24 protein-coding genes and 1 pseudogene are annotated in these 20,510 nt (G+C 72.0%); 11 read left to right on the top strand and 14 right to left on the bottom strand.

Features of this window, described 5'->3' with window-relative positions:
• Window positions 1-14 precede the first annotated feature (14 nt).
• Window positions 15-581 (bottom strand): Chromate resistance protein ChrB, encoded by a 567-nt coding sequence (locus IEZ19_RS41885; RefSeq protein ID WP_373297136.1) that lies wholly within the window; start codon window positions 579-581, stop codon window positions 15-17.
• Window positions 582-624: 43 nt separating this feature from the next.
• Window positions 625-1,461 carry an undecaprenyl-diphosphate phosphatase gene (locus IEZ19_RS41880; RefSeq protein ID WP_189316642.1) on the bottom strand — a complete coding sequence of 279 codons (837 nt, stop codon included), beginning with the start codon at window positions 1,459-1,461 and terminating at the stop codon, window positions 625-627.
• A gap of 97 nt (window positions 1,462-1,558) precedes the next feature.
• On the opposite strand from IEZ19_RS41880, the gene IEZ19_RS41875 reads away from it, so the two are divergent.
• The 4 genes from IEZ19_RS41875 (at window position 1,559) to IEZ19_RS41860 (ending at window position 5,436) form a co-directional block, all read left to right on the top strand.
• A complete protein-coding gene (locus tag IEZ19_RS41875; RefSeq protein ID WP_189316641.1) occupies window positions 1,559-1,990 on the top strand; it encodes a BlaI/MecI/CopY family transcriptional regulator in 432 nt (143 codons plus the stop codon).
• A gap of 11 nt (window positions 1,991-2,001) precedes the next feature.
• Window positions 2,002-2,943, top strand: coding sequence for a M56 family metallopeptidase (locus IEZ19_RS41870; protein ID WP_189316640.1), 942 nt, complete (start codon window positions 2,002-2,004; stop codon window positions 2,941-2,943).
• A gap of 104 nt (window positions 2,944-3,047) precedes the next feature.
• A complete protein-coding gene (locus tag IEZ19_RS51700; RefSeq protein ID WP_229841466.1) occupies window positions 3,048-3,419 on the top strand; it encodes a hypothetical protein in 372 nt (123 codons plus the stop codon).
• Between the two features lie 190 nt (window positions 3,420-3,609).
• On the top strand, window positions 3,610-5,436 hold the full coding sequence (locus IEZ19_RS41860; protein WP_189316639.1) for a phosphatidylglycerol lysyltransferase domain-containing protein: 1,827 nt from the start codon (window positions 3,610-3,612) through the stop codon (window positions 5,434-5,436).
• Here the strand turns inward: IEZ19_RS41860 and IEZ19_RS41855 are convergent.
• The 6 genes from IEZ19_RS41855 to IEZ19_RS41830 form a co-directional block, all read right to left on the bottom strand.
• Window positions 5,405-6,673 (bottom strand): ArgE/DapE family deacylase, encoded by a 1,269-nt coding sequence (locus IEZ19_RS41855; RefSeq protein WP_189316638.1) that lies wholly within the window; start codon window positions 6,671-6,673, stop codon window positions 5,405-5,407. The two genes, IEZ19_RS41860 and IEZ19_RS41855, sit on opposite strands and share 32 nt — an antisense overlap.
• 79 nt (window positions 6,674-6,752) lie before the next feature.
• Window positions 6,753-7,475, bottom strand: a complete 723-nt coding sequence (locus tag IEZ19_RS41850; RefSeq protein ID WP_189316637.1) for a GNAT family N-acetyltransferase — start codon at window positions 7,473-7,475, stop codon at window positions 6,753-6,755.
• A gap of 1 nt (window position 7,476) precedes the next feature.
• Window positions 7,477-8,916: a sensor histidine kinase gene (locus IEZ19_RS41845; RefSeq protein ID WP_189316636.1), complete on the bottom strand. Its 1,440-nt coding sequence runs from the start codon at window positions 8,914-8,916 to the stop codon at window positions 7,477-7,479.
• Window positions 8,917-9,633 (bottom strand): response regulator transcription factor, encoded by a 717-nt coding sequence (locus tag IEZ19_RS41840; protein ID WP_308429073.1) that lies wholly within the window; start codon window positions 9,631-9,633, stop codon window positions 8,917-8,919.
• A gap of 145 nt (window positions 9,634-9,778) precedes the next feature.
• Window positions 9,779-10,366: an FMN reductase gene (locus IEZ19_RS41835; protein WP_189316634.1), complete on the bottom strand. Its 588-nt coding sequence runs from the start codon at window positions 10,364-10,366 to the stop codon at window positions 9,779-9,781.
• On the bottom strand, window positions 10,363-11,475 hold the full coding sequence (locus IEZ19_RS41830; RefSeq protein WP_189316633.1) for an LLM class flavin-dependent oxidoreductase: 1,113 nt from the start codon (window positions 11,473-11,475) through the stop codon (window positions 10,363-10,365). Before IEZ19_RS41830 ends, IEZ19_RS41835 begins: the two co-directional genes overlap by 4 nt.
• 105 nt (window positions 11,476-11,580) lie before the next feature.
• On the opposite strand from IEZ19_RS41830, the gene IEZ19_RS41825 reads away from it, so the two are divergent.
• Entirely contained in the window at window positions 11,581-12,396 is an 816-nt protein-coding gene (locus tag IEZ19_RS41825) for a helix-turn-helix transcriptional regulator (RefSeq protein WP_189316632.1), read from the top strand.
• A gap of 30 nt (window positions 12,397-12,426) precedes the next feature.
• Here the strand turns inward: IEZ19_RS41825 and IEZ19_RS41820 are convergent, their stop codons facing one another.
• A complete protein-coding gene (locus tag IEZ19_RS41820) occupies window positions 12,427-13,314 on the bottom strand; it encodes an NADP-dependent oxidoreductase (protein WP_189316631.1) in 888 nt (295 codons plus the stop codon).
• A 127-nt stretch (window positions 13,315-13,441) separates the two neighbouring features.
• Here IEZ19_RS41820 and IEZ19_RS41815 point away from each other — a divergent pair, with 127 nt between their 5' ends.
• On the top strand, window positions 13,442-13,840 hold the full coding sequence (locus IEZ19_RS41815) for a winged helix-turn-helix transcriptional regulator (RefSeq protein WP_189316630.1): 399 nt from the start codon (window positions 13,442-13,444) through the stop codon (window positions 13,838-13,840).
• Here the strand turns inward: IEZ19_RS41815 and IEZ19_RS41810 are convergent.
• From IEZ19_RS41810 to IEZ19_RS41795, 4 genes are all read right to left on the bottom strand, one after another.
• On the bottom strand, window positions 13,837-14,589 hold the full coding sequence (locus IEZ19_RS41810) for a tyrosine-protein phosphatase (protein WP_189316629.1): 753 nt from the start codon (window positions 14,587-14,589) through the stop codon (window positions 13,837-13,839). The genes IEZ19_RS41815 and IEZ19_RS41810 overlap by 4 nt on opposite strands.
• A 24-nt stretch (window positions 14,590-14,613) precedes the next feature.
• A complete protein-coding gene (locus tag IEZ19_RS41805; RefSeq protein WP_189316628.1) occupies window positions 14,614-14,802 on the bottom strand; it encodes a hypothetical protein in 189 nt (62 codons plus the stop codon).
• On the bottom strand, window positions 14,802-15,575 hold the full coding sequence (locus IEZ19_RS41800) for an SDR family NAD(P)-dependent oxidoreductase (protein WP_189316627.1): 774 nt from the start codon (window positions 15,573-15,575) through the stop codon (window positions 14,802-14,804). The genes IEZ19_RS41805 and IEZ19_RS41800 overlap by 1 nt, the downstream gene beginning before the upstream one ends.
• A gap of 79 nt (window positions 15,576-15,654) precedes the next feature.
• Window positions 15,655-15,993, bottom strand: a complete 339-nt coding sequence (locus tag IEZ19_RS41795) for a YnfA family protein (protein WP_189316626.1) — start codon at window positions 15,991-15,993, stop codon at window positions 15,655-15,657.
• Window positions 15,994-16,108: 115 nt separating this feature from the next.
• Here IEZ19_RS41795 and IEZ19_RS41790 point away from each other — a divergent pair, with 115 nt between their 5' ends.
• Window positions 16,109-16,576 carry a hypothetical protein gene (locus IEZ19_RS41790; RefSeq protein ID WP_189316625.1) on the top strand — a complete coding sequence of 156 codons (468 nt, stop codon included), beginning with the start codon at window positions 16,109-16,111 and terminating at the stop codon, window positions 16,574-16,576.
• A gap of 31 nt (window positions 16,577-16,607) precedes the next feature.
• Entirely contained in the window at window positions 16,608-17,087 is a 480-nt protein-coding gene (locus tag IEZ19_RS41785; RefSeq protein ID WP_189316624.1) for a MarR family winged helix-turn-helix transcriptional regulator, read from the top strand.
• Between the two features lie 30 nt (window positions 17,088-17,117).
• On the opposite strand, the gene IEZ19_RS41780 is transcribed toward IEZ19_RS41785, so the two are convergent.
• Complete coding sequence (locus IEZ19_RS41780) at window positions 17,118-18,311, bottom strand: RtcB family protein (RefSeq protein WP_189316623.1); 1,194 nt, start codon at window positions 18,309-18,311, stop codon at window positions 17,118-17,120.
• A 215-nt stretch (window positions 18,312-18,526) separates the two neighbouring features.
• On the opposite strand from IEZ19_RS41780, the gene IEZ19_RS41775 reads away from it, so the two are divergent.
• The 3 genes and pseudogenes from IEZ19_RS41775 to IEZ19_RS54285 form a co-directional block, all read left to right on the top strand.
• Complete coding sequence (locus IEZ19_RS41775; protein ID WP_189316622.1) at window positions 18,527-19,312, top strand: DUF3558 domain-containing protein; 786 nt, start codon at window positions 18,527-18,529, stop codon at window positions 19,310-19,312.
• Between the two features lie 132 nt (window positions 19,313-19,444).
• Window positions 19,445-20,293 carry a DUF3558 domain-containing protein gene (locus IEZ19_RS41770; protein WP_189316621.1) on the top strand — a complete coding sequence of 283 codons (849 nt, stop codon included), beginning with the start codon at window positions 19,445-19,447 and terminating at the stop codon, window positions 20,291-20,293.
• A 91-nt stretch (window positions 20,294-20,384) separates the two neighbouring features.
• Window positions 20,385-20,510 (top strand): annotated as a pseudogene (locus IEZ19_RS54285) (DUF2637 domain-containing protein); the annotation flags it as partial.

Genomic DNA, 20,510 nt, shown 5'->3' with positions numbered 1-20,510 from the left:
GGGCGCGGGGCGGCTCACAACGCGTCCCCCTGCGTCCCGTGCAGCGCCGCGAACACCCGGTTCGCGTAGTCCTCGCACGCCGCCGCGCACTCCTTCAGGCGGCTGGCCGCCTCGGCGGCCTCCGGGGCGCCGAACACGTCCCGGAGGGTCAGGTCGCGGTGCCAGCGGCGCAGGCGATCCAGGGACTGCTCCTCTTCCTCCAGTTCGGCGAGGGTGAACTTGGCGATGCGGATCTCCTTCGCCAGTTCCTGCTCGAACTTGCCGCAGTCGGCGAGGAACTCGGTCCAGTCCGCCGACCGCTCGGCCGTGAACAGCGACTGGAAGCGGTCCGCGTCCTCGGGGCCCCGTCCGGACGCGTTGAGGGTGACCACCTGCCCACCGGCCTGCTCGGCGAGTGCGAGCGCGCGGGCGACACCGTCGGCGAACACCGGCACGTCCGGTGCGGCCCACACGCCCTGCCCGAGGGACAGCGCTCCGATCTTGCGCAGCTCGCGCCAGACCGCCACCCGGTGCCGGGTCGGCTCGGCGGGCACCTTGATCACGAGAACGAGCCAGCGGCTCACCGTTTCCTTCTTCGCCACAGCCAGGAATGTATCAGGCGTTACATTCCTGGCCGTACGCACGTCACGCGCTCAGGACTCCCGTGCCCAGCAGGCCCAGCAACAGCACCCCTATGACGATCCGGTACAGCACGAACGCGTTGAACGAGTGCCGGGCGACGAACTTCAGCAGCCAGGCGATGGAGGCGTACGCGACCACGAACGAGACGGCGGTCCCGACGGCGAGCGGCACGGCACCGACGCCGGCGCCGACCGCGTCCTTCAGCTCGTACAGCCCGGCGCCGGTCAGCGCCGGGATGCCGAGGAAGAACGAGAGGCGCGTGGCGGCGACCCGGTCCAGGTCGAGGATCAGCGCCGTGGACATGGTGGCGCCGGAGCGGGAGAAGCCGGGGAAGAGCAGCGCGAGGATCTGCGAACTGCCCACCAGCATCGCGTCCTTGAACGACGTGTCGTCCTCACCGCGCTTGTGCCGGCCCATCTGGTCCGCCGCCCACATCACCCCGGACCCGATGATCAGCGAAAGGGCCACCACCCACAGCGACCCCAGCGGACCCTCGACGAGCGACTTGGCCGCCAGGCCCACGACCACGATCGGAATGGTCGCGTAGATCACCCACCACGCGAACTTGTAGTCGTGGTCGTGACGTTCCTCACGGTGAACGAGGCCGCGCCCCCAGGCGGAGACGATCCGCACGATGTCCTTGAAGAAGTACAGCAGCACGGCGGCGATGGCGCCGACCTGGATGACGGCGGTGAAGCCGACCACGGAGGTGTCGTCGACCGGGATGCCCATCAGCCCCTCGGTGATCTTGAGGTGGCCGGTGGAGGACACGGGGAGGAACTCGGTCACCCCCTCGACGACACCGAGGACGGCGGCCTGACCGATGCTGATAGCGCTCATGGGCATTCCAATGGCACACTCGAGAAGGGAAGAGCTTTTACACGTGAGTAAAAGTTCGACACGACTGTAGAAGACGATCGGGAGAACGACAAACCCCATGGGAGCCGACGCACAGGAGCGGGGCCCGAAGCGCGCGAACGGCGTCCGCGAGAGCCAGCTGCTCGACCTTCTGCAGCGGGCCGGCGCCGCGCTGACCCCGGGCGAGGTCACCGAGCGGCTCGACGGCGAGCTGACGTACAGCAGCGTGGTGACGATCCTCACGCGCATGCACACCAAAGGCCTGCTCACCCGCACCGCGCGCGGCCGGGCGTACGCCTACGCCCCGGTCACCGACGACGCCGGATTCGCCGCCCGGCGCATGCGCACCGTCCTGGAGAGCCGCCCCGACCGCGAGGCCGTGCTGGCCCGCTTCGCCGACGGACTCTCCGGCGCCGACGCCGACCTGCTGCGCCAGCTCCTCGACCCGGAGCAGGACTCCGCCCGACCCCTCGGCCCCGGGCGGGAATCCGACCGCCCGAGCGACGGATAGGGGTCCCGCCGATGCGCATCGCCGTCTATGTGCCGCTGCTCCTGTCACTGATCGCCCCGCTCGGGGCCCGCCCGCTGTCCGAGCGCTGCGAGCCGAGGCTGGCCACCTGGCTGCTCACCGCCTCCTCGCTCGTCCTCGGCGCGGCCACCACGGTCTCCCTGGGACTGCTGGCGATCACCGGCCTGATCCGCCTCCCACTGCTCGCGGGCCTCGGGCACTGGTCGGCGAGCGGCGCGCGGAGTGCCGACCCCGCGCAGGTGTCCGTGGCCCTGGTCGCCGGTCTGCTGCTCGGCGGCGCGCTGCTCACGGCCGGCCGGATGCTCTGGCGCCGCGCCCGCACACTGGCCACGGCCGCGCTCGACGCCGCCTGCATGCCCACGCGCGACGGTCTGGTCGTCGTGGCCGACGAGGCACCCGACGCCTACGCGCTGCCCGGACTGCCCGGCCGGGTCGTCGTGTCCACCGGAATGCTCGACGCGTTGCACGAGAGTGAGTACGAGATCCTGCTCGCGCACGAGCGCGCCCACCTGGCCGGCCACCACTACGCGTTCGTCGCGCTGGCCCAACTGGGCGCCGCCGCCAACCCGTTGCTGCGCCCCTTCGCCACCGCCGTCACCTACACGATCGAGCGCTGGGCGGACGAGAAGGCGGCCTCCGGCACGGGCGACCGTACGCGGGTCGCGCGCGCCGTCGGCAAGGCCGCGCTCGCCGCGCACCACCGCCCGGCCCTCGCCCGCGTCACGGACGCCGCCCTCGGGCTGCTCGGCCGGCGCGGCCCGCTCGCCAAGGCCGGTCCGGTCCCGCGCCGCGTGGCCGCGTTGCTCGCCCCGCCGCCGGGACGCCATCCGGTGCTGACGGCCGTGACGGCGGCGGTCCTGGCGGCGGCGACGCTCGCCAGCGCCGAGGCCGCCCATGACCTCCACGTCCTGCTGGAGAGTGTCGGAATCCGATGAAGACGGTGAACCCGGACCGGCGGACCCGCGCATCGACCCTACGTGATGTAGGTTCCCAACCGTCCACGGCACACGTCTGCTCCATCGGGGGAATCATGCACGGCATGGAAGCGCAGAAGGCGCGGCGGCCCTGTCCGGACGCACCGGCGCGGGGCGCCGGTCTCGTGCCCACGGTCGTGGTCCTGGTCGTGAGCCTCGCGATCGCCGCGGCGGGGGTGTATGAGCTGTGCGGCTTCGGGCTGCACAGCCTGGACAAGCGCCCGCATCTGTTCAGCGACGGACTGGCCACCGGGGGTGTGATCGCCGCGGCGGTCGCGGCCGGGGCGGCGGTGGGCAACCTGGCCTGGCATCTGGCGGCGGCCCGGCGCGGTGCGGGGCAGGCGGAGTGCCGTACCGAGGACGCGGAAGGCCGCGCGGAGGACACCGAACAGGCCCCGGCGCCCGTCGAGTGCCGCGCGGAGGGCGCCGCCGAATAGGCACCGGCGCACGGCGCGCCCGTATCCGCTCCCACGCGCCCCGATTCCCGCGGATTCCCGCACACCGCGGGCGCACAGCCCTCGCAAATCTCGGTTACCCTACAGACTGTAGGGTCAGCGACGAGGTGCGCGCCGGACCGCGCGGCCCGCTGGCCGTCCCGTCCCCCAGTCCCCAAGGTGACCAGTCACCATGCCTTCACCGCAGTCGACGCTCATCCCCCCACGGATCCCCGGCCCGCGCAACCCCCGCCGCATCCCCACGGCGGACGCCCACCGCCTTCGGGCCCGTGCCGCCGCGGCCACGGTCTGGTACCTGCGGCTGCTCGCGGTGCTCAACATCGCCGCCGTCCTGTCGCTGCCCTTCCGCGAGGAGGTGCACGAGCACAACGCGGGCGAGTTCTTCACGCCGTACCTGGCCACCGCGGGCCTGGTGTCGGCCGCGCTCGCGCTGTTCCTGGCCGTGGTCATGCGGCGCCGCAAGCGGGCCGCCTGGGTCTTCAACCTGATCCTCGCCGGTCCGCTGCTGTGCCTCTACGCCTTCGCACTCACCCGCGACCCGTACCGCGAGCATCTGTTCAACTGGCTCTCCGCCCTGCTCACCGGCCTGTTCGTGGCCGCCCTGCTGCTCGGCCGCCGCGAGTTCCACGCCGTCGGCGACCGATCCAACCCGCGGCTCGCGCTGGCCGTCGGCACGGGCGGTCTCCTGGTCAGCGCCGGCCTCGGCACGCTGCTGGTCGGCGCGACGAACAAGGTGTCCGGAGCGAGCCTCGCGGACCGGATCGCGTACACCCTGCTGCGCGGCGTCAGCGTCGGCCCGCTCGCCGACGGCATCGGCACCGTGGACGCGCCCCGCTGGGCCGACGTGATCGTCAACGTGCTCATGGCCGCGACGTTCCTGCTCGTCCTGTACGCCTGCTTCCGCGCCCCGCGCGGCCGGGCGCTGCTCGGCGAGGCGGACGAGGCGCGGCTGCGGAACCTGCTCGAGCGGCACGGCGAGCGCGACTCGCTCGGCTACTTCGCGCTGCGCCGCGACAAGGCCGTCATCTTCTCCCCGAGCGGCAAGGCCGCCATCGCCTACCGCGTCGTCGGCGGCGTCAGCCTCGCTTCCGGCGACCCCATCGGCGACCCGGAGGCCTGGCCCGGCGCCATCGACGCCTGGCTCGCCGAGGCCCGCCGGCACGCCTGGACGCCCGCCGTGATGGGCGCGAGCGAGGAGGCCGGCACGATCTACGCCCGGCACGGCCTGGACGCCCTGGAGCTGGGCGACGAGGCGATCGTGGACCTCGCCGACTTCAGCCTCGACGGGCGCGCCATGCGCGGCGTGCGCCAGGCCCACAACCGGGTGCGCCGGGCCGGGTACACGGTCCGCGTCCGGCGCCACGAGGACATCCCCGAGGAGGAGATGGCCGTCCTGGTCGACCGCGCCGACCACTGGCGCGACGGCACCACCGAGCGCGGGTTCTCGATGGCGCTGGGCCGGCTCGGCGACCCGGCCGACGGTCGCTGCGTGATGCTGGAGTGCCGGGACACGGACGGTGAACCGCGGGCACTGCTCAGCTTCGTCCCCTGGGGCGAGCACGGCCTCTCCCTGGACCTGATGCGCCGCGACCGCGCCTGCGAGAACGGCCTGATGGAGTTCATGGTCGTCGAACTGCTGCTGCACGCAGGTGAGTTGGGCGTACGGCGGGTGTCCCTCAACTTCGCCATGTTCCGCTCGGTGTTCGAGCGCGGCTCCCGGCTGGGCGCAGGCCCGGTGCTGCGGCTGTGGCGCTCGATCCTCACCTTCTTCTCCCGCTGGTGGCAGATCGAGTCCCTGTACCGGGCCAACGCCAAGTACCGGCCCCTGTGGGAGCCGCGCTATCTCCTCTTCGCCAAAAGCGCCGACATCCCGCGCATCGGCCTGGCCAGCGCCCGCGCGGAGGGCTTCCTCGCCGCGCCCGCGCTGCCGCCCTTCGCCCGGCGCGCCAAGTCCCCCGGCCCGGAGGTCACTTCGTCCCCACTGTCCGCAGCACGGTGAGCACCAGGGTCCGTGCCACCGCCACCACCTCAAGCACGGAAACGTGTTCCCGCGCGCTGTGCGCCACCCGCACGTCGCCCGGCCCGAACTGCAGCGTGGGGATGCCCGCCCCGGTGTAGAGCCTGAGATCGCTGCCGTACGGCGCTCCGCGCTCCCGGGGCCGGGCGGCCCAGCCGTTGGCGTCGGCGCACGCGTCGCGCACCTCGTCCCGCAGCGGATGGCCCTCCGGCAGCCGCCCGCTCGCGAACTGCCCGCCCGGCCACGTCACCGTCGCCGGATGCTCCCGCAGCCAGGGGTCGGCGGCGCACACCTCGGCCACCCGGCGCTCCAGCTCGGCGCGCGCCTCGGCCGGTTCCTCCCCCAGCCGTACGCCGAGCCGCCCCTCGGCGACCAGCAGGTCCGGCACGCTGCTCGCCCAGTCGCCGGAGCGCAGGGTGCCGACGGACAGGGCGTAGGGGATCGGATACTCGGCCATCAGCGGGTCGGGACCGGAGTTGCGGGCCGTCTCCAGCTCGGCCAGCGCGCGGTGCAGAGGCACATAGGCGTCGATCGCGCTGACCCCGGCGTCCCGGGAACTGGCGTGCGCCGCTTTGCCGGGGACCGTGATCCGGAAGGTCAGCGCGCCCGCGTTGGCGGTGATCAGCGTGCCGGAGGTCGGCTCGGTCAGCACGCAGGCGTCGCCGCCGTACCCGCGCCTGAGCGTGCCGAAGGCGCCGATCCCGCCGTCCTCCTCGCCGACCACGAAGTGCACGGCGACCTTCCCGCGCAGCCGCACCCCGGCCGCCCGGACCGCCGCCAGTGCCGCGAGGTGCGCCGCCAGGCCCGCCTTCATGTCGCAGGCTCCGCGCCCGTGCACGACGTCCCCGGTCACCCTCGGCACGAACGGGTCGCCGCCCCACGCGGCGAGGTCCCCGGGCGGTACGACGTCCACGTGGCCCTGGAGGATCAGCGTCGGCCCGTCGTCACCGCCCGCCGTGTGCCCGACCAGACCCCACGCCTCCTCGCGCTCCACCTCCATGCCGGGGAAGCCGGGTTCGGCGAGCAGCTCGGGCAGGTCCATCGACCACAGATCGACGTCGAGACCGAGCCGCTCCAGCCGCCCGGCCAGCAGGTGCTGCAGCTCCGACTCTGCGGCGCTCCCGGTCAGGCTCGGAACCTCGATCAGCTCGAGCAGGGTCCGGCCGATGCCGGCCTCGTCGAGGTGCGCGAGGGCGGCGGCCTCGTCGTCGGTCAGCATGCCGGGCTCCTTCTCGGGCGGCGATCGCGCCGTTCGGCGTGACCGTGCGTTCAGGGGGTGATCGTGGCTTGCACCCCGATCATCGCCCCACGCCCGCCGCCCCGAACAGACGTCCGCGCATCCCGGCCCGCTCGTACACCGCGATCGCCGCGGCGTTGGTCGCGTCCACCATCAGCGCGGCGCGCCCGTACCGCCGTACCAGCGCATCGACGACGAACCGGGAGACGGCCGCACCGAGCCCTCGCCCGCGGGCGCGCGGATGCGTGACCACCCCGGCCATGAATCCGCAGCCGTCCGCGGACCAGGCGTCGGCCGCGACGGCGAGGGCCTCGCCGTCGGCGCCTTCCGCACCGGCCCAGCGGCGGACGCCGGGCCGGCCGGGCTGGGCGTACGAGTCGGGGAAGCAGAGAGCGAAGAGCGCCCGCGCGGCGTCCTCGCCGTCCGGGTCCAGCCAGTCCACGCCGGTGACGGGCACCGGAGGCTGGTCCGTCACCATCCAGAGGAAGGAACGCGGTCCGGGGACGAGTTCCGGGATCCCCCGCACCAGCGCGTCGATCAGCGCGGCGTCCCCGAAGGGGCGGTAGGTCGGACCGACCTCGGCGAGCACGTCCCGGACCAGTGGAAGCGCGTCCTCGGCCGACCCGGTGACCGCGATCCGGTCACGCCCGGACAGCCGTGGGCCGGCCACGGCGACGGCCGACCCGGACCGGAAGACCCGCACACCGGGTCCCGGCCGCCCGTCGGCCCCGGCCTGCCGCGCCCAGACGAGATGCGCCGGCCCATCGGCGGTCGGACCGTCCACGTCACCCCTCCTTCCGAGCCCCTCCCGGAATCACCCCGCCCACCGTAAACCCGATCACCGAACCGCCCCCCTCCCGGCGGAAGGCGAACGGTGCTCCGCCGTGGGCCATGGCGACCTCGCGGACGATGGACAGGCCGAGGCCGGAGCCGGGTTGGGAGCGGGCGTCGGCGGCTCGGTAGAAGCGGTCGAAGATGCGGATCAGGTCGCCGTCGGCGATACCGGGACCGCGGTCGAGGACCTCGACACGTACGGTCCCGGGCCGGGCGGGCCCGGTGACGGCGACCTCGATGGGCGACGTGCCGCCCCGGTCGAACTTGGCGGCGTTCTCGACCAGGTTGGACACCGCCCGCTGGAGCATGCCGGGCCGCCCGTCGGTACTGGTGTCGCCGCGCGCCCGCAGCACGATCTCCCGCCCGGTGCGGCGGCGGGCGAGACCCACCACGTCCTCGGCGATGTCGGCGATGTCCACCCGCTGCGGCGGCTCGGTGTCGGACTGCCCGGCGGCGAGATCGACCAACTCGTTGACCAGGTCGGTCAGTTCGCGGGCTTCCTGGGTGAGGTCGGCGACCAGGTCGTCCCGTGTCTCGGGCGGCAGTTCGTCGATGCGGCGCAGCAGGGAGATGTTCGTCCGCAGCGACGTCAGCGGGGTGCGCAGTTCGTGGCCCGCGTCCTGGACCAGGCGCCGCTGGTCCTCCTCGGACTGGGCGAGGCGGCCGAGCATCCGGTCGAAGGCGCGGCCCAGGCGCCCCACCTCGTCGAGGCCTGCGACGGGCACCTCGATGCCCAGGCGACGGGTGCGGGCGACGTCCTCGGCGGCCGAGGTCAGCATGACCAGGCGCCGGGTGATGCGGCGGGCCAGCCACCAGCCGAACAGCCCGGCGGCGACCACGACGGCGGACATCAGCACGAGCGTCCGCTGCTGGAGCGCCCGCAGCAGGTCCTCGGTGTCGCTGAACTCCTGCGCGACCTGCACCGCGCCCCGCCCGTCGCCGAGCGCGACGGTGGCGACCCGGAACAGGTCGTCGGAGACCCGGACGTCCTTGTACTGGACGGTCTTCCCGGCCTCGCCCGCACGGGCGACGGCCCGGTCCTTGGCGGTGACGGGCAGCACCGGGCTGCCGTGGTCGACGATCTGCCCCTGCGCGCCCAGCACCTGGACGTCGGTGCGGCTGGGCCGTACGACGTCGTGGCCGGGCCGGGAGGAGCTGAAGTCCTCCGGGACCATCTGGTGCTGCCGCACCTCGCCCTGCACGTCCTGGACGACCTGCGTGAACACCGACTGCTGGTCGAAGCGGACGAGCCGGGCGGCGGCGCCGTAGGACAGGATGCCGACGAGGATCGTGACGGCGGCGGTGACGGCCGCGAAGGAGACGGCGAACGTGGTCCGGAGCGAGACGAGCCCCGGCCGGCGCCGGGCGAGCGCCCGCCGCAGACGGCCCACTCAGTCCTCCCGCAGCACGTAACCCACACCCCGCACGGTGTGGATCAGCTGCGGCGCGCCGGGCTCGTCGAGCTTGCGGCGCAGGTAGCCGACGTAGACGGCGAGGTTCTTGGAGCCGGGGCCGAAGTCGTAGCCCCAGATGCGGTCGTAGATGGTGGAGTGGTCGAGGACGATGCCGGCGTTGCGGACGAGCAGTTCGAGCAGCTCGAACTCGGTGCGGGTCAGCTCCAGCTCGCGCCCGCCGCGCCAGGCCCGGCGGGCCTGGAGGTCCATGCGCAGTCCGGCGGCCTCGAGCAGCTGCCGGTCGGAGACCTGCGGCGATCCCTTGGCGGGCTCGGCCCCGGCGCTTCCGGCGGTCACGGGGGTGGTGCGCCGGAGCAGGGCGCGCAGGCGGGCGAAGACCTCCTCGACGTCGAAGGGCTTGACGACGTAGTCGTCCGCTCCCGCGTCCAGGCCCGCGATCCGGTCGGCGGTCTCCACCAGGGCGGTGAGCATCAGGATCGGTGTGCGGTCGCCCTCGGCGCGCAGCACCCGGCACACCTGGAGCCCGTCGATGCCGGGCATCATCACGTCGAGGAGGAGGACGTCCGGCGCCGTGCGGTGGGCCTGCGCGAGCGCCTCCACACCGTCGGCGACGGCCGTCACCCGGTAACCCTCCAGGGTCAGGGCCCGCTCCAGGGCGTGACGGATGGCGCGGTCGTCTTCGGCGAGCAGCACAGTCTGGGACACGCACCCAGTCTGCCAAGGCGTCCGGCTGTTCGGCCGGGGCGAACGGGTCTGCGATCACCCTTTTTACCCGGCTCTCACCGTCACGGACGCAACCCGCGCACCGCGCCTACCGTCTTCTCACCGTCGCACGTCGTCATGCGCTGAGCTTTGCCAGCTGCTCGGCGAACGGCACGACCTCGAGGTCGTGCTTGGCCGGCCGGGCTGCCGTGGACAGCCCCTGCATCAGGGCGGCCAGCTCGCCCGCCGCCCGGTCGATCCGCTCGGGCAGACCCTCCGCGCCCCAGTCCTCCGAGGCCGCGTACACGGCGGTCGGGACGACCACGGCCCGCAGATAGGCGAAGAGCGGACGCAGTGCGTGCTCCAGGACCAGGGAGTGCCGGGCGGTGCCCCCCGTCGCGGCGATCAGCACCGGTTTGCCGGCCAGCGCCTCCTTGTCCAGCACGTCGAAGAAGGACTTGAACAGCCCGCTGTACGACGCCGTGAACACCGGCGTGACGACGATCAGGCCGTCCGCCTCGGTCACCGCCTGCTGCGCGGCGGCCAGCTCGCGGCCCGGGAAGCCGTTGGTGAAGTTGTGCGCGATCTCGACGGCGAGGTCACGCAGCTCGATCACCTGCAGGTCGACCGGGGCCTGCCGGTCCACCGCGGCGGCCAGCCGGTCGGCCAGCAGCCGCGTGGAGGACGGCACGCTCAGTCCCGCGGAGACGACGACGAGCTTCATGCGTTCACCCCTTCGGAAGCGGTGTCCGCGGCGGCGCTGTTCTTGGCCGCCAGCAGGGACTGGTGGGTCGGCGCGTCCGGCACGTTCGCGGGACGGCCCTTGGCGAACTCCTCGCGCAGCACCGGCACGACCTCCTCGCCGAGCAGGTCGAGCTGCTCGAGGACGGTCTTCAGCGGGAGACCGGCGTGGTCCATCAGGAACAGCTGGCGCTGGTAGTCGCCGGCGTACTCGCGGAAGCCCAGCGTCTTCTCGATCACCTGCTGCGGCGAGCCGACGGTCAGCGGGGTCTGCTCGGTGAAGTCCTCCAGGGACGGACCGTGGCCGTAGACCGGGGCGTTGTCGAAGTACGGCCGGAACTCGCGCACGGCGTCCTGCGAGTTCTTCCGCATGAACACCTGACCGCCCAGGCCGACGATGGCCTGCTCCGGGGTGCCGTGCCCGTAGTGGGCGTAGCGCGCCCGGTACAGCTCGACCATCCGCTTGGTGTGGTCGGCCGGCCAGAAGATGTTGTTGTGGAAGAAGCCGTCGCCGTAGTACGCGGCCTGTTCCGCGATCTCGGGCGAGCGGATGGAGCCGTGCCAGACGAACGGCGGGACGTCGTCCAGCGGGCGGGGCGTGGAGGTGAAGCCCTGCAGCGGGGTGCGGAACTTGCCCTCCCAGTTCACCACGTCCTCGCGCCACAGCCGGTGGAGCAGGGCGTAGTTCTCGATCGCCAGGTTGATGCCCTGGCGGATGTCCTGCCCGAACCAGGGGTAGACGGGACCGGTGTTGCCGCGGCCCATCATCAGGTCCATGCGCCCGTCGGCCAGGTGCTGGAGCATCGCGAAGTCCTCGGCGATCTTCACCGGGTCGTTCGTGGTGATCAGCGTGGTCGAGGTGGAGAGGACCAGCTTCTGCGTCTTCGCCGCTATGTAGCCGAGCATCGTGGTCGGGGACGACGGGACGAACGGCGGGTTGTGGTGCTCACCGGTCGCGAAGACGTCCAGGCCGACCTCCTCGGCCTTCAGGGCGATGGCGACCATGGCCTTGATCCGCTCGCGCTCCGTCGGCGTACGGCCCGTGGTGGGGTCCGGCGTGACGTCGCCGACGCTGAAGATCCCGAACTGCATGGTCGCTCACCCTCCAAGTGGTTGACGCTTCAACTATACCCCTCCAACGGCGACCACCCGCCCGGTATTCCGCCCGCTGTCGGTGGCCCGTCCTACGATCCCCGCATGGCCACCCCACGCCGTGACACCCGAGGCATCGTCGACGCCGCGGACCTCTTCGCACGGGTGGACTTCCGCCTGCGCGAGCCCGCCGAGCCGCTGCGCGCCCGCGTCGAGCACTACTGGCTGATCGACTGGAACCTCACCGAGCCGTACGTCTCCCAGGTGGTCCCCCACCCCGCGGTCCACGTCGTCTTCCAGCGCTTCGCGCGCGAGGACCCCTTCGTCGAGGTCGCGGGCGTCCAGCTCGGCCTCTTCACCCAGCGGCTGGAGGAACGGGGCCGGGTGTGCGGCATCAAGTTCCGGCCGGGCAGCTTCCGCCCCTTCGCCCCCGCGCAGCCGGTCACGGACTGGACGGGCCGCCGCGTCCGCTCCCCCGGGATCTTCCCGCCCGGCCACCTGCCCGCCGCTCTCCCGGCCGTCCTCACCCCGGACGACGAGGAGGCCCGCGTCGCCGCCCTCGACGCGTTCCTCCTCGCCCTCGACCCCCGCCCCGACCCCCAGGCCGAACTCGCCACGGCCCTGGTCGAGCGCATCCGCACCGACCGCACGATCCGCCGCGTCACCGCCTTCGCCCGCGCCGAAGGTGTGTCCGTACGACTGCTGCAACGGCTGTTCGCCGCGTACGTCGGGGTCGGCCCCAAGTGGGTCATCCTGCGCTACCGCATCCACGAGGCCCTGGAACGCGCCGAGACCGAGAGGGCGGTGGGCTGGGCGGACCTGGCCGCCGACCTCGGCTACGCCGACCAGGCCCACCTGGTGCGCGACTTCACGTCGACGGTGGGGGTACCGCCGGGGGCGTACGCACAGGCCGTGCGCTAGAGGTGCCGTGCACCAGAGGTGACCGTGGACTTACGGCACCAGCACCAGCCGCCCGCGCATCCCGCCCTCCGCGAGACGGGCGTGCGCCTTCGCCGCCTCGGCCAGCGGGTACGTCTCGGCCACCCGCAGCGTCAGCACCCCCTCGTCCACCAGCCGGACCAGCTCGCCCAGCCGCGCCCCGTCCGCGCTCACCGCGACGGACGTGGTCCGCACACCGCGCTCGGACGCCGGGTGGGCCTGCGGGATCACACCGGCGTACACACCCCCGTCCCGCACCCACGCCAGGGCCGCCTCACCGAGGACGGCCGTGTCGAGGACGGCGTCGAAGCCGCCCGCGGTCCCCGTGACCGCGAAACCGGCCGCGCCCAGGGACCGTACGAGCTCCTTGTCCCCGTCCCGCGCCAGCCCGGTCACCGCGATGCCGCGATGCGCGGCGAGCTGCACGGCGAACCCGCCGACCGCACCGGCCGCACCGGTCACCAGCAGCGACCGTCCCGGCTCCAACTCCAGCAGATCCAGGGCCTGTACGGCGGTCAGCGCGTTCAGGGGCAGCGTGGCCGCGTGCACCGCGTCCACCGTCGCCGGCGCCTTGGCCACGGCGTCCGTGTCCACGACGACGTACTCGGCATGTGTGCCCAGCGGCTTCACCATGCCCTGATCGAGCGCCACCACCTCGTCGCCCACGCTCCAGGCGGTGGCCACGCCCACGGCGTCGACCGTCCCCGCCACGTCCCAGCCGAACCCGATCTGCTTGCCGGCCCCGCCGAACACACCGGCCCGCACACCCGCGTCCACCGGGTTCAGCGCGGCGGCGGCCACCTTGATCCGCACCTGCCGCGCACCCGGCGCGGGCACCTCGCTCTCCGCGATCTCCACGACCTCCGGCCCGCCGAACGTCCTCACCACGGCAGCGCGCATGACCAACAACTCCCTTGTCCCATCTGTTCGCATCGGTATCTCCTCCGCTGCGGACAACCGTAGGAAGAGCTACTATCCATCGGAAAGTAGTTACCTGAGAGTGCGTAGGTCCCCCGGAGGTGAGCCGATGCCGACCATGACCGCGGCCCAGCGGCGCGAGCGGGCACGCGTCCAGTACGACGCGTTCATCCGCAGCTGCCCCACCAACCAGCTCCTCGACCGCCTCAGCGACAAATGGGTCAGCCTCGTCGTCGCCGCGCTGTCGACCGGGCCCATGCGCTACAGCGACCTCAGCCGAAAGATCGCGGGCGTCAGCCCCAAAATGCTCACGCAGACCCTGCGCACCCTGGAACGCGACGGCATCCTGACCCGCACGGTCACCCCGTCGGTCCCGGTCCGCGTCGACTACGAACTCACCCCGCTCGGCGCGAGCCTCGCCCACCTGCTCACGGCGGTGAAGGACTGGGCCGAGACCCACATCGAGGAGGTCCACGAGGCCCGGGAGAAGTACGACGCCGAGAACTAGACCTCCGGCGCGGGCTCCAGCAGCCGCGCCCGCAGGGTCCGGGCGAGCCCCCCGGCGTCCATCCCCAACTCCCGTTCCACATACGCACCGACGGACCCGTAACGCGCCCGCATCGCGGCGAGGTACAGCCGCATCACCGGCTCCGGCGCACGACCGAAGGCCGGCCAGACCGGGCTGCGGCCGTCATTCCGGGCACGCCAGTCCGCGAGGAGCGCCGGGGTCGCCCGGTTCGTGAGGGCGAAGTCCTCGACGACCGACTCCTCGGGGACACCGAGCAACGTGAGAATCAGGGCGGCGAGCTGACCCGTACGGTCCTTGCCGGAGGCACAGTGGAACACCAGCGGGCCATCGGCCTCGGCGACCACACTCAACGCCGCCGCGATCTCCTTCACACCGTCCCGCGCGACCTCCATGTAGCGCTCGGCCAGATAAGGGCCCGGGTCGACGTCGGCGGTCAAGGACGGCTGGTCGTACGGCCGGTGCTCGATGCTGAGATTGTGGTATGTGAAGGACGGGTGGGCCGGAACACGCCCCCTGGACCCGGCCTCCCACGGATGCCGCAGGTCCAGCACCGTACCGATCCCCAGGGACAGGAAGCGGTCCCAGTCAGGTGTGCCCTCGGTCAGCTTCCCCAGGGAGTCCGCGCGGTAGAGGAGGCCGGGGCGGACGCGGTGGTGGCCGTCCGTTGCCGAATAACCGCCCAGATCACGGAAGTTGTGCAGCGCCTCGAAGCGTATGTGTCTGTCCACGCCCCGAGTCTGACCCCGATCGGGTCAGTGTCCATGGCGTACCGCGTAGATCATGACGAACGCCACGATGTGGATGCCGAAGAGGAAGTACGCGAGGAAGTACCAGACCTGGCGCTCGTTCTTCGTCTCCTGAGCCAGACGGCGCTTCTCCGCGGAGACCTCGGGAGAGAGCTCCGGGGACGCCCCGGCGGCCTCCGCCTCTCGTTCCGGCATCACAGCTCCCTGTGCACCTTCGTGTTGGACGCCTGGGCACGCGGGCGCAGGACCAGGAGGTCGACGTTGACATGGCTCGGCCGCGTCACCGCCCACGCGATCGTGTCCGCCACGTCGTCCGCGGTGAGCGGTTCGGCGACACCCTCGTACACCTTCGCCGCCTTCGCCGCGTCGCCGCCGAAGCGGGTCAGCGCGAACTCGTCCGTCCTGACCATGCCGGGCGCGATCTCGATCACCCGCACCGGCCGCCCGACGATCTCCAGCCGCAGCGTCTCCGCGAGGACATGAGCACCGTGCTTGGCGGCGACATACCCCGCGCCGCCCTCGTACGTACCGTGGCCCGCCGTCGAGGACACGACCACCACCGTGCCGTCGCCGCTCGCGTCGAGCTTGGGCAGCAGAGCCTGGGTGAGATTCAGCGTGCCGAGCACGTTCGTCTCGTACATCGTGCGCCAGTCCGCCGGGTCACCGGTGGCCACCGGGTCGGCACCCAGCGCGCCGCCCGCGTTGTTGACCAGCACCCCGACCGTCTTGAAGGCCGTCGCGAACTCGTCGACCGCGGCCCGGTCGGTGACGTCCAGCTGGTACGCCGTCGCCGCGTGTCCCGCCTCCACGATCTCCTCGGCCAGCGCCTCGATACGGTCCTTGCGGCGGGCGGTGAGCACGACCCGGTACCCGGCCTCGGCAAGCCTACGGGCCGTGGCGGCGCCGATTCCGCTGCTCGCACCCGTGACGACGGCGATCCGGGAGGCGGCGGGCGGTGCGGCGGCCATGGGCTGCTCCTAGGGCGTACGGACGTAGGTCACTGCCCAGGGTAGGCGACGGCGACCGGGGACCAGCCGTCGGTTCTCGTCAGCTGCCGCCCCGCGGCGCCCACATGATCACCGCCATCCCCGCGAGGCAGATCAGCGCACCCGTGATGTCCCAGCGGTCGGGCCGGTAGCCGTCGGCGACCACGCCCCACAGGATCGATCCTGCGACGAAGATCCCGCCGTACGCGGCGAGGATGCGGCCGAAGTGCGCGTCCGGCTGGAAGGTGGCGACGAAGCCGTACGCCCCGAGGGCCAGGATGCCGCCGGTGACCCACAGCCAGCCGCGGTGCTCGCGCACGCCCTGCCACACCAGCCAGGCCCCGCCGATCTCGAAGAACGCGGCGACGACGAAGAGGGCGGCGGAGCGGAGAATCAGCATGCGTGCAGCCTGTCACGGGCGCTGTCACCTGATGGAGGGCGCCTGTCACCGGCCACGCGTGGGATACATCCGTACGACCGTCGGATCACAGGGCTGGGAGTACGCAATGGGTGGCATGCGGGGAACGAGGGCGCTGGCCGTGACGGGCGCAGCGCTGGCGGCGGTGGCCGTGGCCGGTCCCGCCCGGGCGGGCGGCGCGCCGGAGGCCGATCTCGTCTACCACGGGTCGGTGGTGATGAACGGCAAGCGGCTCGAGGTCCGGCTCACCCCGCGCAACCAGGGGCCGGCCGAGGTGCCGAGCGCGAGCGTACGGCTGCGCTGGTCGATGCCGCTCGCGGAGCGGCAGAACCTGCCGGCCGCGTGTGTCCGTACGGACGCGCGGACCGTGGTGTGCGCGACGGGGCCGCTCGACGTGGACGGGCTGGGCGACCAGATCGCCGTCGGGGTGGGACTGCGGGGCAAGGCGCAGGAGGTGACGCTGGAGATCGACACGGTGTGGAGCGGCGGCACCGTGGACCGCGACCGGACGAACGACCGCACCCGGGTCCTGGTCCTCGACACCGGCGACGCGTACTCCTTCTGACGACGCCGGGCAGGAACGAGAGCGAGCGGACATGTCCGGGAACGGGAGCACGCGGTCGAGGCTGCTGGCGGAGCTGGCCACCGTCTCCCGCCGCTACATGGCGGCATACGCCCTGTTCAACCAGGCCGTCGCCGACCACCTCGGCCTGCACCCCACCGACCTGCAGTGCCTGAACCTGCTCACCCTGGAACCGGGCCCGGTGACGACGGGCCGCATCGCGGAACTGACGGGCCTGACGACCGGCTCGGCGACCCGTCTGGTGGACCGACTGGAGCGGGCGGGCTACGTCGTCCGCGAACGCGACGCGACCGACCGCCGCCGCGTCCTGGTGGCGACGGTCCCGGAGAGGATCACCGAGTTCTGCCAGACCTGGGAAGACCTCGGCGGCACCTGGTCGACCCTCTTCACGGACCTGGACGAACCCGAACTGGCCGCGATCGTCCGGCACATGAAACGAACGGTGGATTTCAGCACACAACAGATCGCGCGTCTGCGGGAGGGGCGGGCCTGAGCCCCCGGCGTCGGCCGGGGGCTCGTCGCCTCATCCCTTCACGCAGACGACCTGCTTCAGCTTCGCCACGACCTCAACGAGGTCCCGCTGCTGGTCGATGACCTGGTCGATCGGCTTGTACGCGCCCGGGATCTCGTCCACGACGCCGGAGTCCTTGCGGCACTCCACGCCCCGCGTCTGCTCCTCCAGGTCCTTCGTCGAGAAGCGCCGCTTCGCCGCGGTGCGGCTCATCCGCCGACCGGCGCCGTGCGACGCCGAGTTGAAGGCCTTCTCATTGCCGAGGCCCCTCACGATGTACGAACCCGTGCCCATCGAGCCGGGGATGATCCCGTACTCGCCGGACCCCGCGTGGATCGCGCCCTTGCGGGTGACGAGCAGATCCATGCCCTCGTAGCGCTCCTCCGCCACATAGTTGTGGTGGCAGGAGATCTCCGGCTCGAACGTCGGCTTCGCCTTCCTGAACTCCTTGCGGATCACGTCCTTCAGAAGCGCCATCATGAGCGTGCGGTTGTACTTGGCGTACTCCTGCGCCCAGAACAGGTCGTTGCGGTAGGCCGCCATCTGCGGGGTGTCCGAGACGAAGACCGCGAGGTCACGGTCGATCAGCCCCTGGTTGTGCGGCAGCTTCTGCGCCATGCCGATGTGGTGCTCGGCGAGTTCCTTGCCGATGTTCCGGGAGCCCGAGTGCAGCATGAGCCACACCGACCCGGACACATCAATACAAGCTTCAATAAAATGGTTGCCCCCGCCCAGCGTCCCCATCTGCAAAGCCGCCCGCTCTCGACGGAACTTCACCGCCTCCGCCACCCACTCGAACCGCCCCCAGAAGTCGTCCCACCCGGCCGTCGCCAGCCCGTGGAAGCTCGCCGGCGAGATCGGGTCCTCATGCATCCCCCGCCCCACCGGAATCGCCTGCTCGATCTTCGAGCGCAGGCGGGACAGGTCGCCCGGGAGGTCGTTCGCCGTCAGGGACGTCTTCACCGCCGACATGCCGCAGCCGATGTCGACGCCCACCGCCGCGGGGCACACCGCACCCCGCATCGCGATGACCGAGCCGACCGTCGCACCCTTGCCGTAGTGCACGTCCGGCATGACCGCCAGGCCCTTGATCCAGGGCAGGGTGGCGACGTTGCGGAGCTGCTGCAGGGCGACGTCCTCTACCGTCGCGGGGTCGGTCCACATGCGGATGGGGACCTTCGCGCCCGCCATTTCCACGTACGACATATCTTCCCCATTCCCCCGGATGACAGACAAAAGCCTCAAAAAGAGCGCACCGCAAAATCGGCGCCCAAGTCGACGAAAAGGGACAACGGACCGGCGTCCGCGGCGGTGCGTGCGATACACATTGTCTCCAGGGGGCGCCCCGCCCCGGCAAGCGAATAACCAGCGGGGACACTGCAGGACCCGAGAGCGCAGAGCCCGTCGAGAGGAGCCCGACCGTGCAGCGGAAGGCGTACGTAACCGGCACCGTCGCCCTTCTCGCGGCGCTGCTGGCCGGCTGCACCGGCGGCTCCGACGAGGGCGGCGGCACCGACAACTCCAACCCGGGCGCCGCCGGTACGGCGACCGCGGAGGCCCAGCCCGGCAAGTACCGCACGCTCCCCGACGCCTGCGGCGCGGTGAGCCACGGCACCCTCGACTCGCTCCTGCCCGGGATCAAGCAGCTGGCCGACCCCATCCAGCAGGACAAGGCCTACGCGGGCGACCCGACGCTGACGTACGACACCGACCGCAAGGTCGCGTGCCGCTGGAAGGTCGAGTCCGCCGACGCCACCGATCATCTGCTCGTCGACTTCGAGCGGGTCGTGTCGTACGACAACGCCGTCAGCGACGACAGCGAGGCGCAGCAGCTCTTCGCGACCAAGGAGACGGCGGCCGACCTGCCGGAGCCCAGCGCGACGCCCACGGCCTCCGCCACCCCGAGCAGCTCGGCGCCCGCCACCGGCACACCCTCGGCCTCCGCCTCCGCGTCCGTCTCGCCGGCCGACCTCCAGCCCCGCGTGCTGAGCGGACTCGGCGACGAGGCGTATCTCGACGACCAGCTCAGCGGTTCCGGTCCGGCCGAACAGCGCACGGTGACTGTGGCGTTCCGCACGTCGAACGTGATCGTGACCATCGAGTACGCGGAGCAGCCGGCCGCCGGCGGAACCTCGCCCGACAGCAAGGAAATGCAGGACAGGGCGCGGAATCTGGCCGCGCAACTGTCCGGTTCGATGGGTGACTGACCGTCTCTGCGGCCCCTTCCGGGGTCGTACGCGAAGGTCGTGAACGAGAACCGCACAGCTTCTTCACCGCGTACCGTGGCCCCTCGGACCCGATCCGACCGCAGGAAACCCGAGCGTCAGAGTGAAGGAACCATGCAGCGAGCAGCCCAGCGAGACGACCGTCGTGCCCAGCGTGACCAGCGAGCCGGGAGGCTACGCCGTGTCCTTGTCTGTGCCGCCGCCGTCCCGGCGGTGTTCGTCGTCGCCGGCTGCTCCTCGGGCTCCGGCTCCGACGGGGCCGGCGCGAAGGAGACGGCGGGGAGCTCCAGGAGCAGCTCCCCGAGCCCGTCCCCGACCGTCCAGGCGGCCGCGTACCGCAAACTGCCGGAGGCGTGCGCGGTGCTGACGAAGAACACCCTCGGCGAACTCGTCCCGATGGGGACGAAGTCGGGCAAGAAGGGCACGTCGGACGACACGTCGTACCGGGCCAACTGCTCCTGGAGCAGCCTGGACAACAACGGCGTGAAGGGCTCGCAGTTCCGCTGGCTCCATGTCTCCCTCCTCCGTTTCGACTCGGACGTCAACCGCGGCTCGGGCGAGAAGCAGGCGCAGGCGTACTACGACAAGCAGGTCAAGGACGCCCAGTCCGTGGCCGGCGCCAAGAACTCGAAGGCGACGCCGGTCGCCGGGACGGGCGACGAGGCGACGGCGGTGCGCTACGACCTCAAGAAGAAGGAAGGCAGCTTCAAGCAGCAGACGATCGTGGCGCGCGTCGAGAACGCCGTCGTCACCGTCGACTACAACGGTGCGGGCCTGGCCGGCGACAAGACGCCGGACGCGGACGATCTGACGAAGGCGGCGCAGAAGGCGGCCAAGGAGGCCGTGGCCGCGGTGTCGTCGGCGAACGCCTCGGACCGTGCGGGCTCCTCGAGTCCCGCGCCGTCCAAGTCGGGTGCTAAGACGGGCAGTTCGCCGTCGGCGTCGGCGTCGAAGAAGAGCTGATCCACGGCCTCCTGACGTACCGGCAACACGCGCGCCGCGCTCATGTGCCACCCTGTTGCGCGCAACAACACGCAAGGGGAGGGGAGTAGGGGTGGCCGCGCGAATACAGCTGACCCGGACGCACCGCATTCTCATCGGTGTGGTCGTCTCCGGCGCCGTGATCATCGCCGGTATCGGCTTCGCCGGTTCCTACGCGGCCGTCCGTGAGCTGGCCATC

The organism is Streptomyces brasiliensis, assembly GCF_014647875.1.
In the GTDB taxonomy this organism is placed as follows: Bacteria; Actinomycetota; Actinomycetes; order Streptomycetales; family Streptomycetaceae; genus Streptomyces; species Streptomyces brasiliensis.
This window is presented reverse-complemented; position numbering and strand designations above follow the sequence as displayed.

Excerpts from the sequence above, each read along its gene's own strand:
- IEZ19_RS41880 (WP_189316642.1), bottom strand. The coding sequence starts at position 1,461 with ATGAGCGCTATCAGCATCGGTCAGGCCGCCGTCCTCGGTGTCGTCGAG.
- IEZ19_RS41875 (WP_189316641.1), top strand. The coding sequence starts at position 1,559 with ATGGGAGCCGACGCACAGGAGCGGGGCCCGAAGCGCGCGAACGGCGTC.
- IEZ19_RS41870 (WP_189316640.1), top strand. The coding sequence starts at position 2,002 with ATGCGCATCGCCGTCTATGTGCCGCTGCTCCTGTCACTGATCGCCCCG.
- IEZ19_RS51700 (WP_229841466.1), top strand. The coding sequence starts at position 3,048 with ATGGAAGCGCAGAAGGCGCGGCGGCCCTGTCCGGACGCACCGGCGCGG.
- IEZ19_RS41860 (WP_189316639.1), top strand. The coding sequence starts at position 3,610 with ATGCCTTCACCGCAGTCGACGCTCATCCCCCCACGGATCCCCGGCCCG.
- IEZ19_RS41855 (WP_189316638.1), bottom strand. The coding sequence starts at position 6,673 with ATGCTGACCGACGACGAGGCCGCCGCCCTCGCGCACCTCGACGAGGCC.
- IEZ19_RS41835 (WP_189316634.1), bottom strand. The coding sequence starts at position 10,366 with ATGAAGCTCGTCGTCGTCTCCGCGGGACTGAGCGTGCCGTCCTCCACG.
- IEZ19_RS41830 (WP_189316633.1), bottom strand. The coding sequence starts at position 11,475 with ATGCAGTTCGGGATCTTCAGCGTCGGCGACGTCACGCCGGACCCCACC.
- IEZ19_RS41825 (WP_189316632.1), top strand. The coding sequence starts at position 11,581 with ATGGCCACCCCACGCCGTGACACCCGAGGCATCGTCGACGCCGCGGAC.
- IEZ19_RS41820 (WP_189316631.1), bottom strand. The coding sequence starts at position 13,314 with ATGCGCGCTGCCGTGGTGAGGACGTTCGGCGGGCCGGAGGTCGTGGAG.
- IEZ19_RS41815 (WP_189316630.1), top strand. The coding sequence starts at position 13,442 with ATGCCGACCATGACCGCGGCCCAGCGGCGCGAGCGGGCACGCGTCCAG.
- IEZ19_RS41805 (WP_189316628.1), bottom strand. The coding sequence starts at position 14,802 with ATGCCGGAACGAGAGGCGGAGGCCGCCGGGGCGTCCCCGGAGCTCTCT.
- IEZ19_RS41800 (WP_189316627.1), bottom strand. The coding sequence starts at position 15,575 with ATGGCCGCCGCACCGCCCGCCGCCTCCCGGATCGCCGTCGTCACGGGT.
- IEZ19_RS41795 (WP_189316626.1), bottom strand. The coding sequence starts at position 15,993 with ATGCTGATTCTCCGCTCCGCCGCCCTCTTCGTCGTCGCCGCGTTCTTC.
- IEZ19_RS41790 (WP_189316625.1), top strand. The coding sequence starts at position 16,109 with ATGCGGGGAACGAGGGCGCTGGCCGTGACGGGCGCAGCGCTGGCGGCG.
- IEZ19_RS41785 (WP_189316624.1), top strand. The coding sequence starts at position 16,608 with ATGTCCGGGAACGGGAGCACGCGGTCGAGGCTGCTGGCGGAGCTGGCC.
- IEZ19_RS41780 (WP_189316623.1), bottom strand. The coding sequence starts at position 18,311 with ATGTCGTACGTGGAAATGGCGGGCGCGAAGGTCCCCATCCGCATGTGG.
- IEZ19_RS41770 (WP_189316621.1), top strand. The coding sequence starts at position 19,445 with ATGCAGCGAGCAGCCCAGCGAGACGACCGTCGTGCCCAGCGTGACCAG.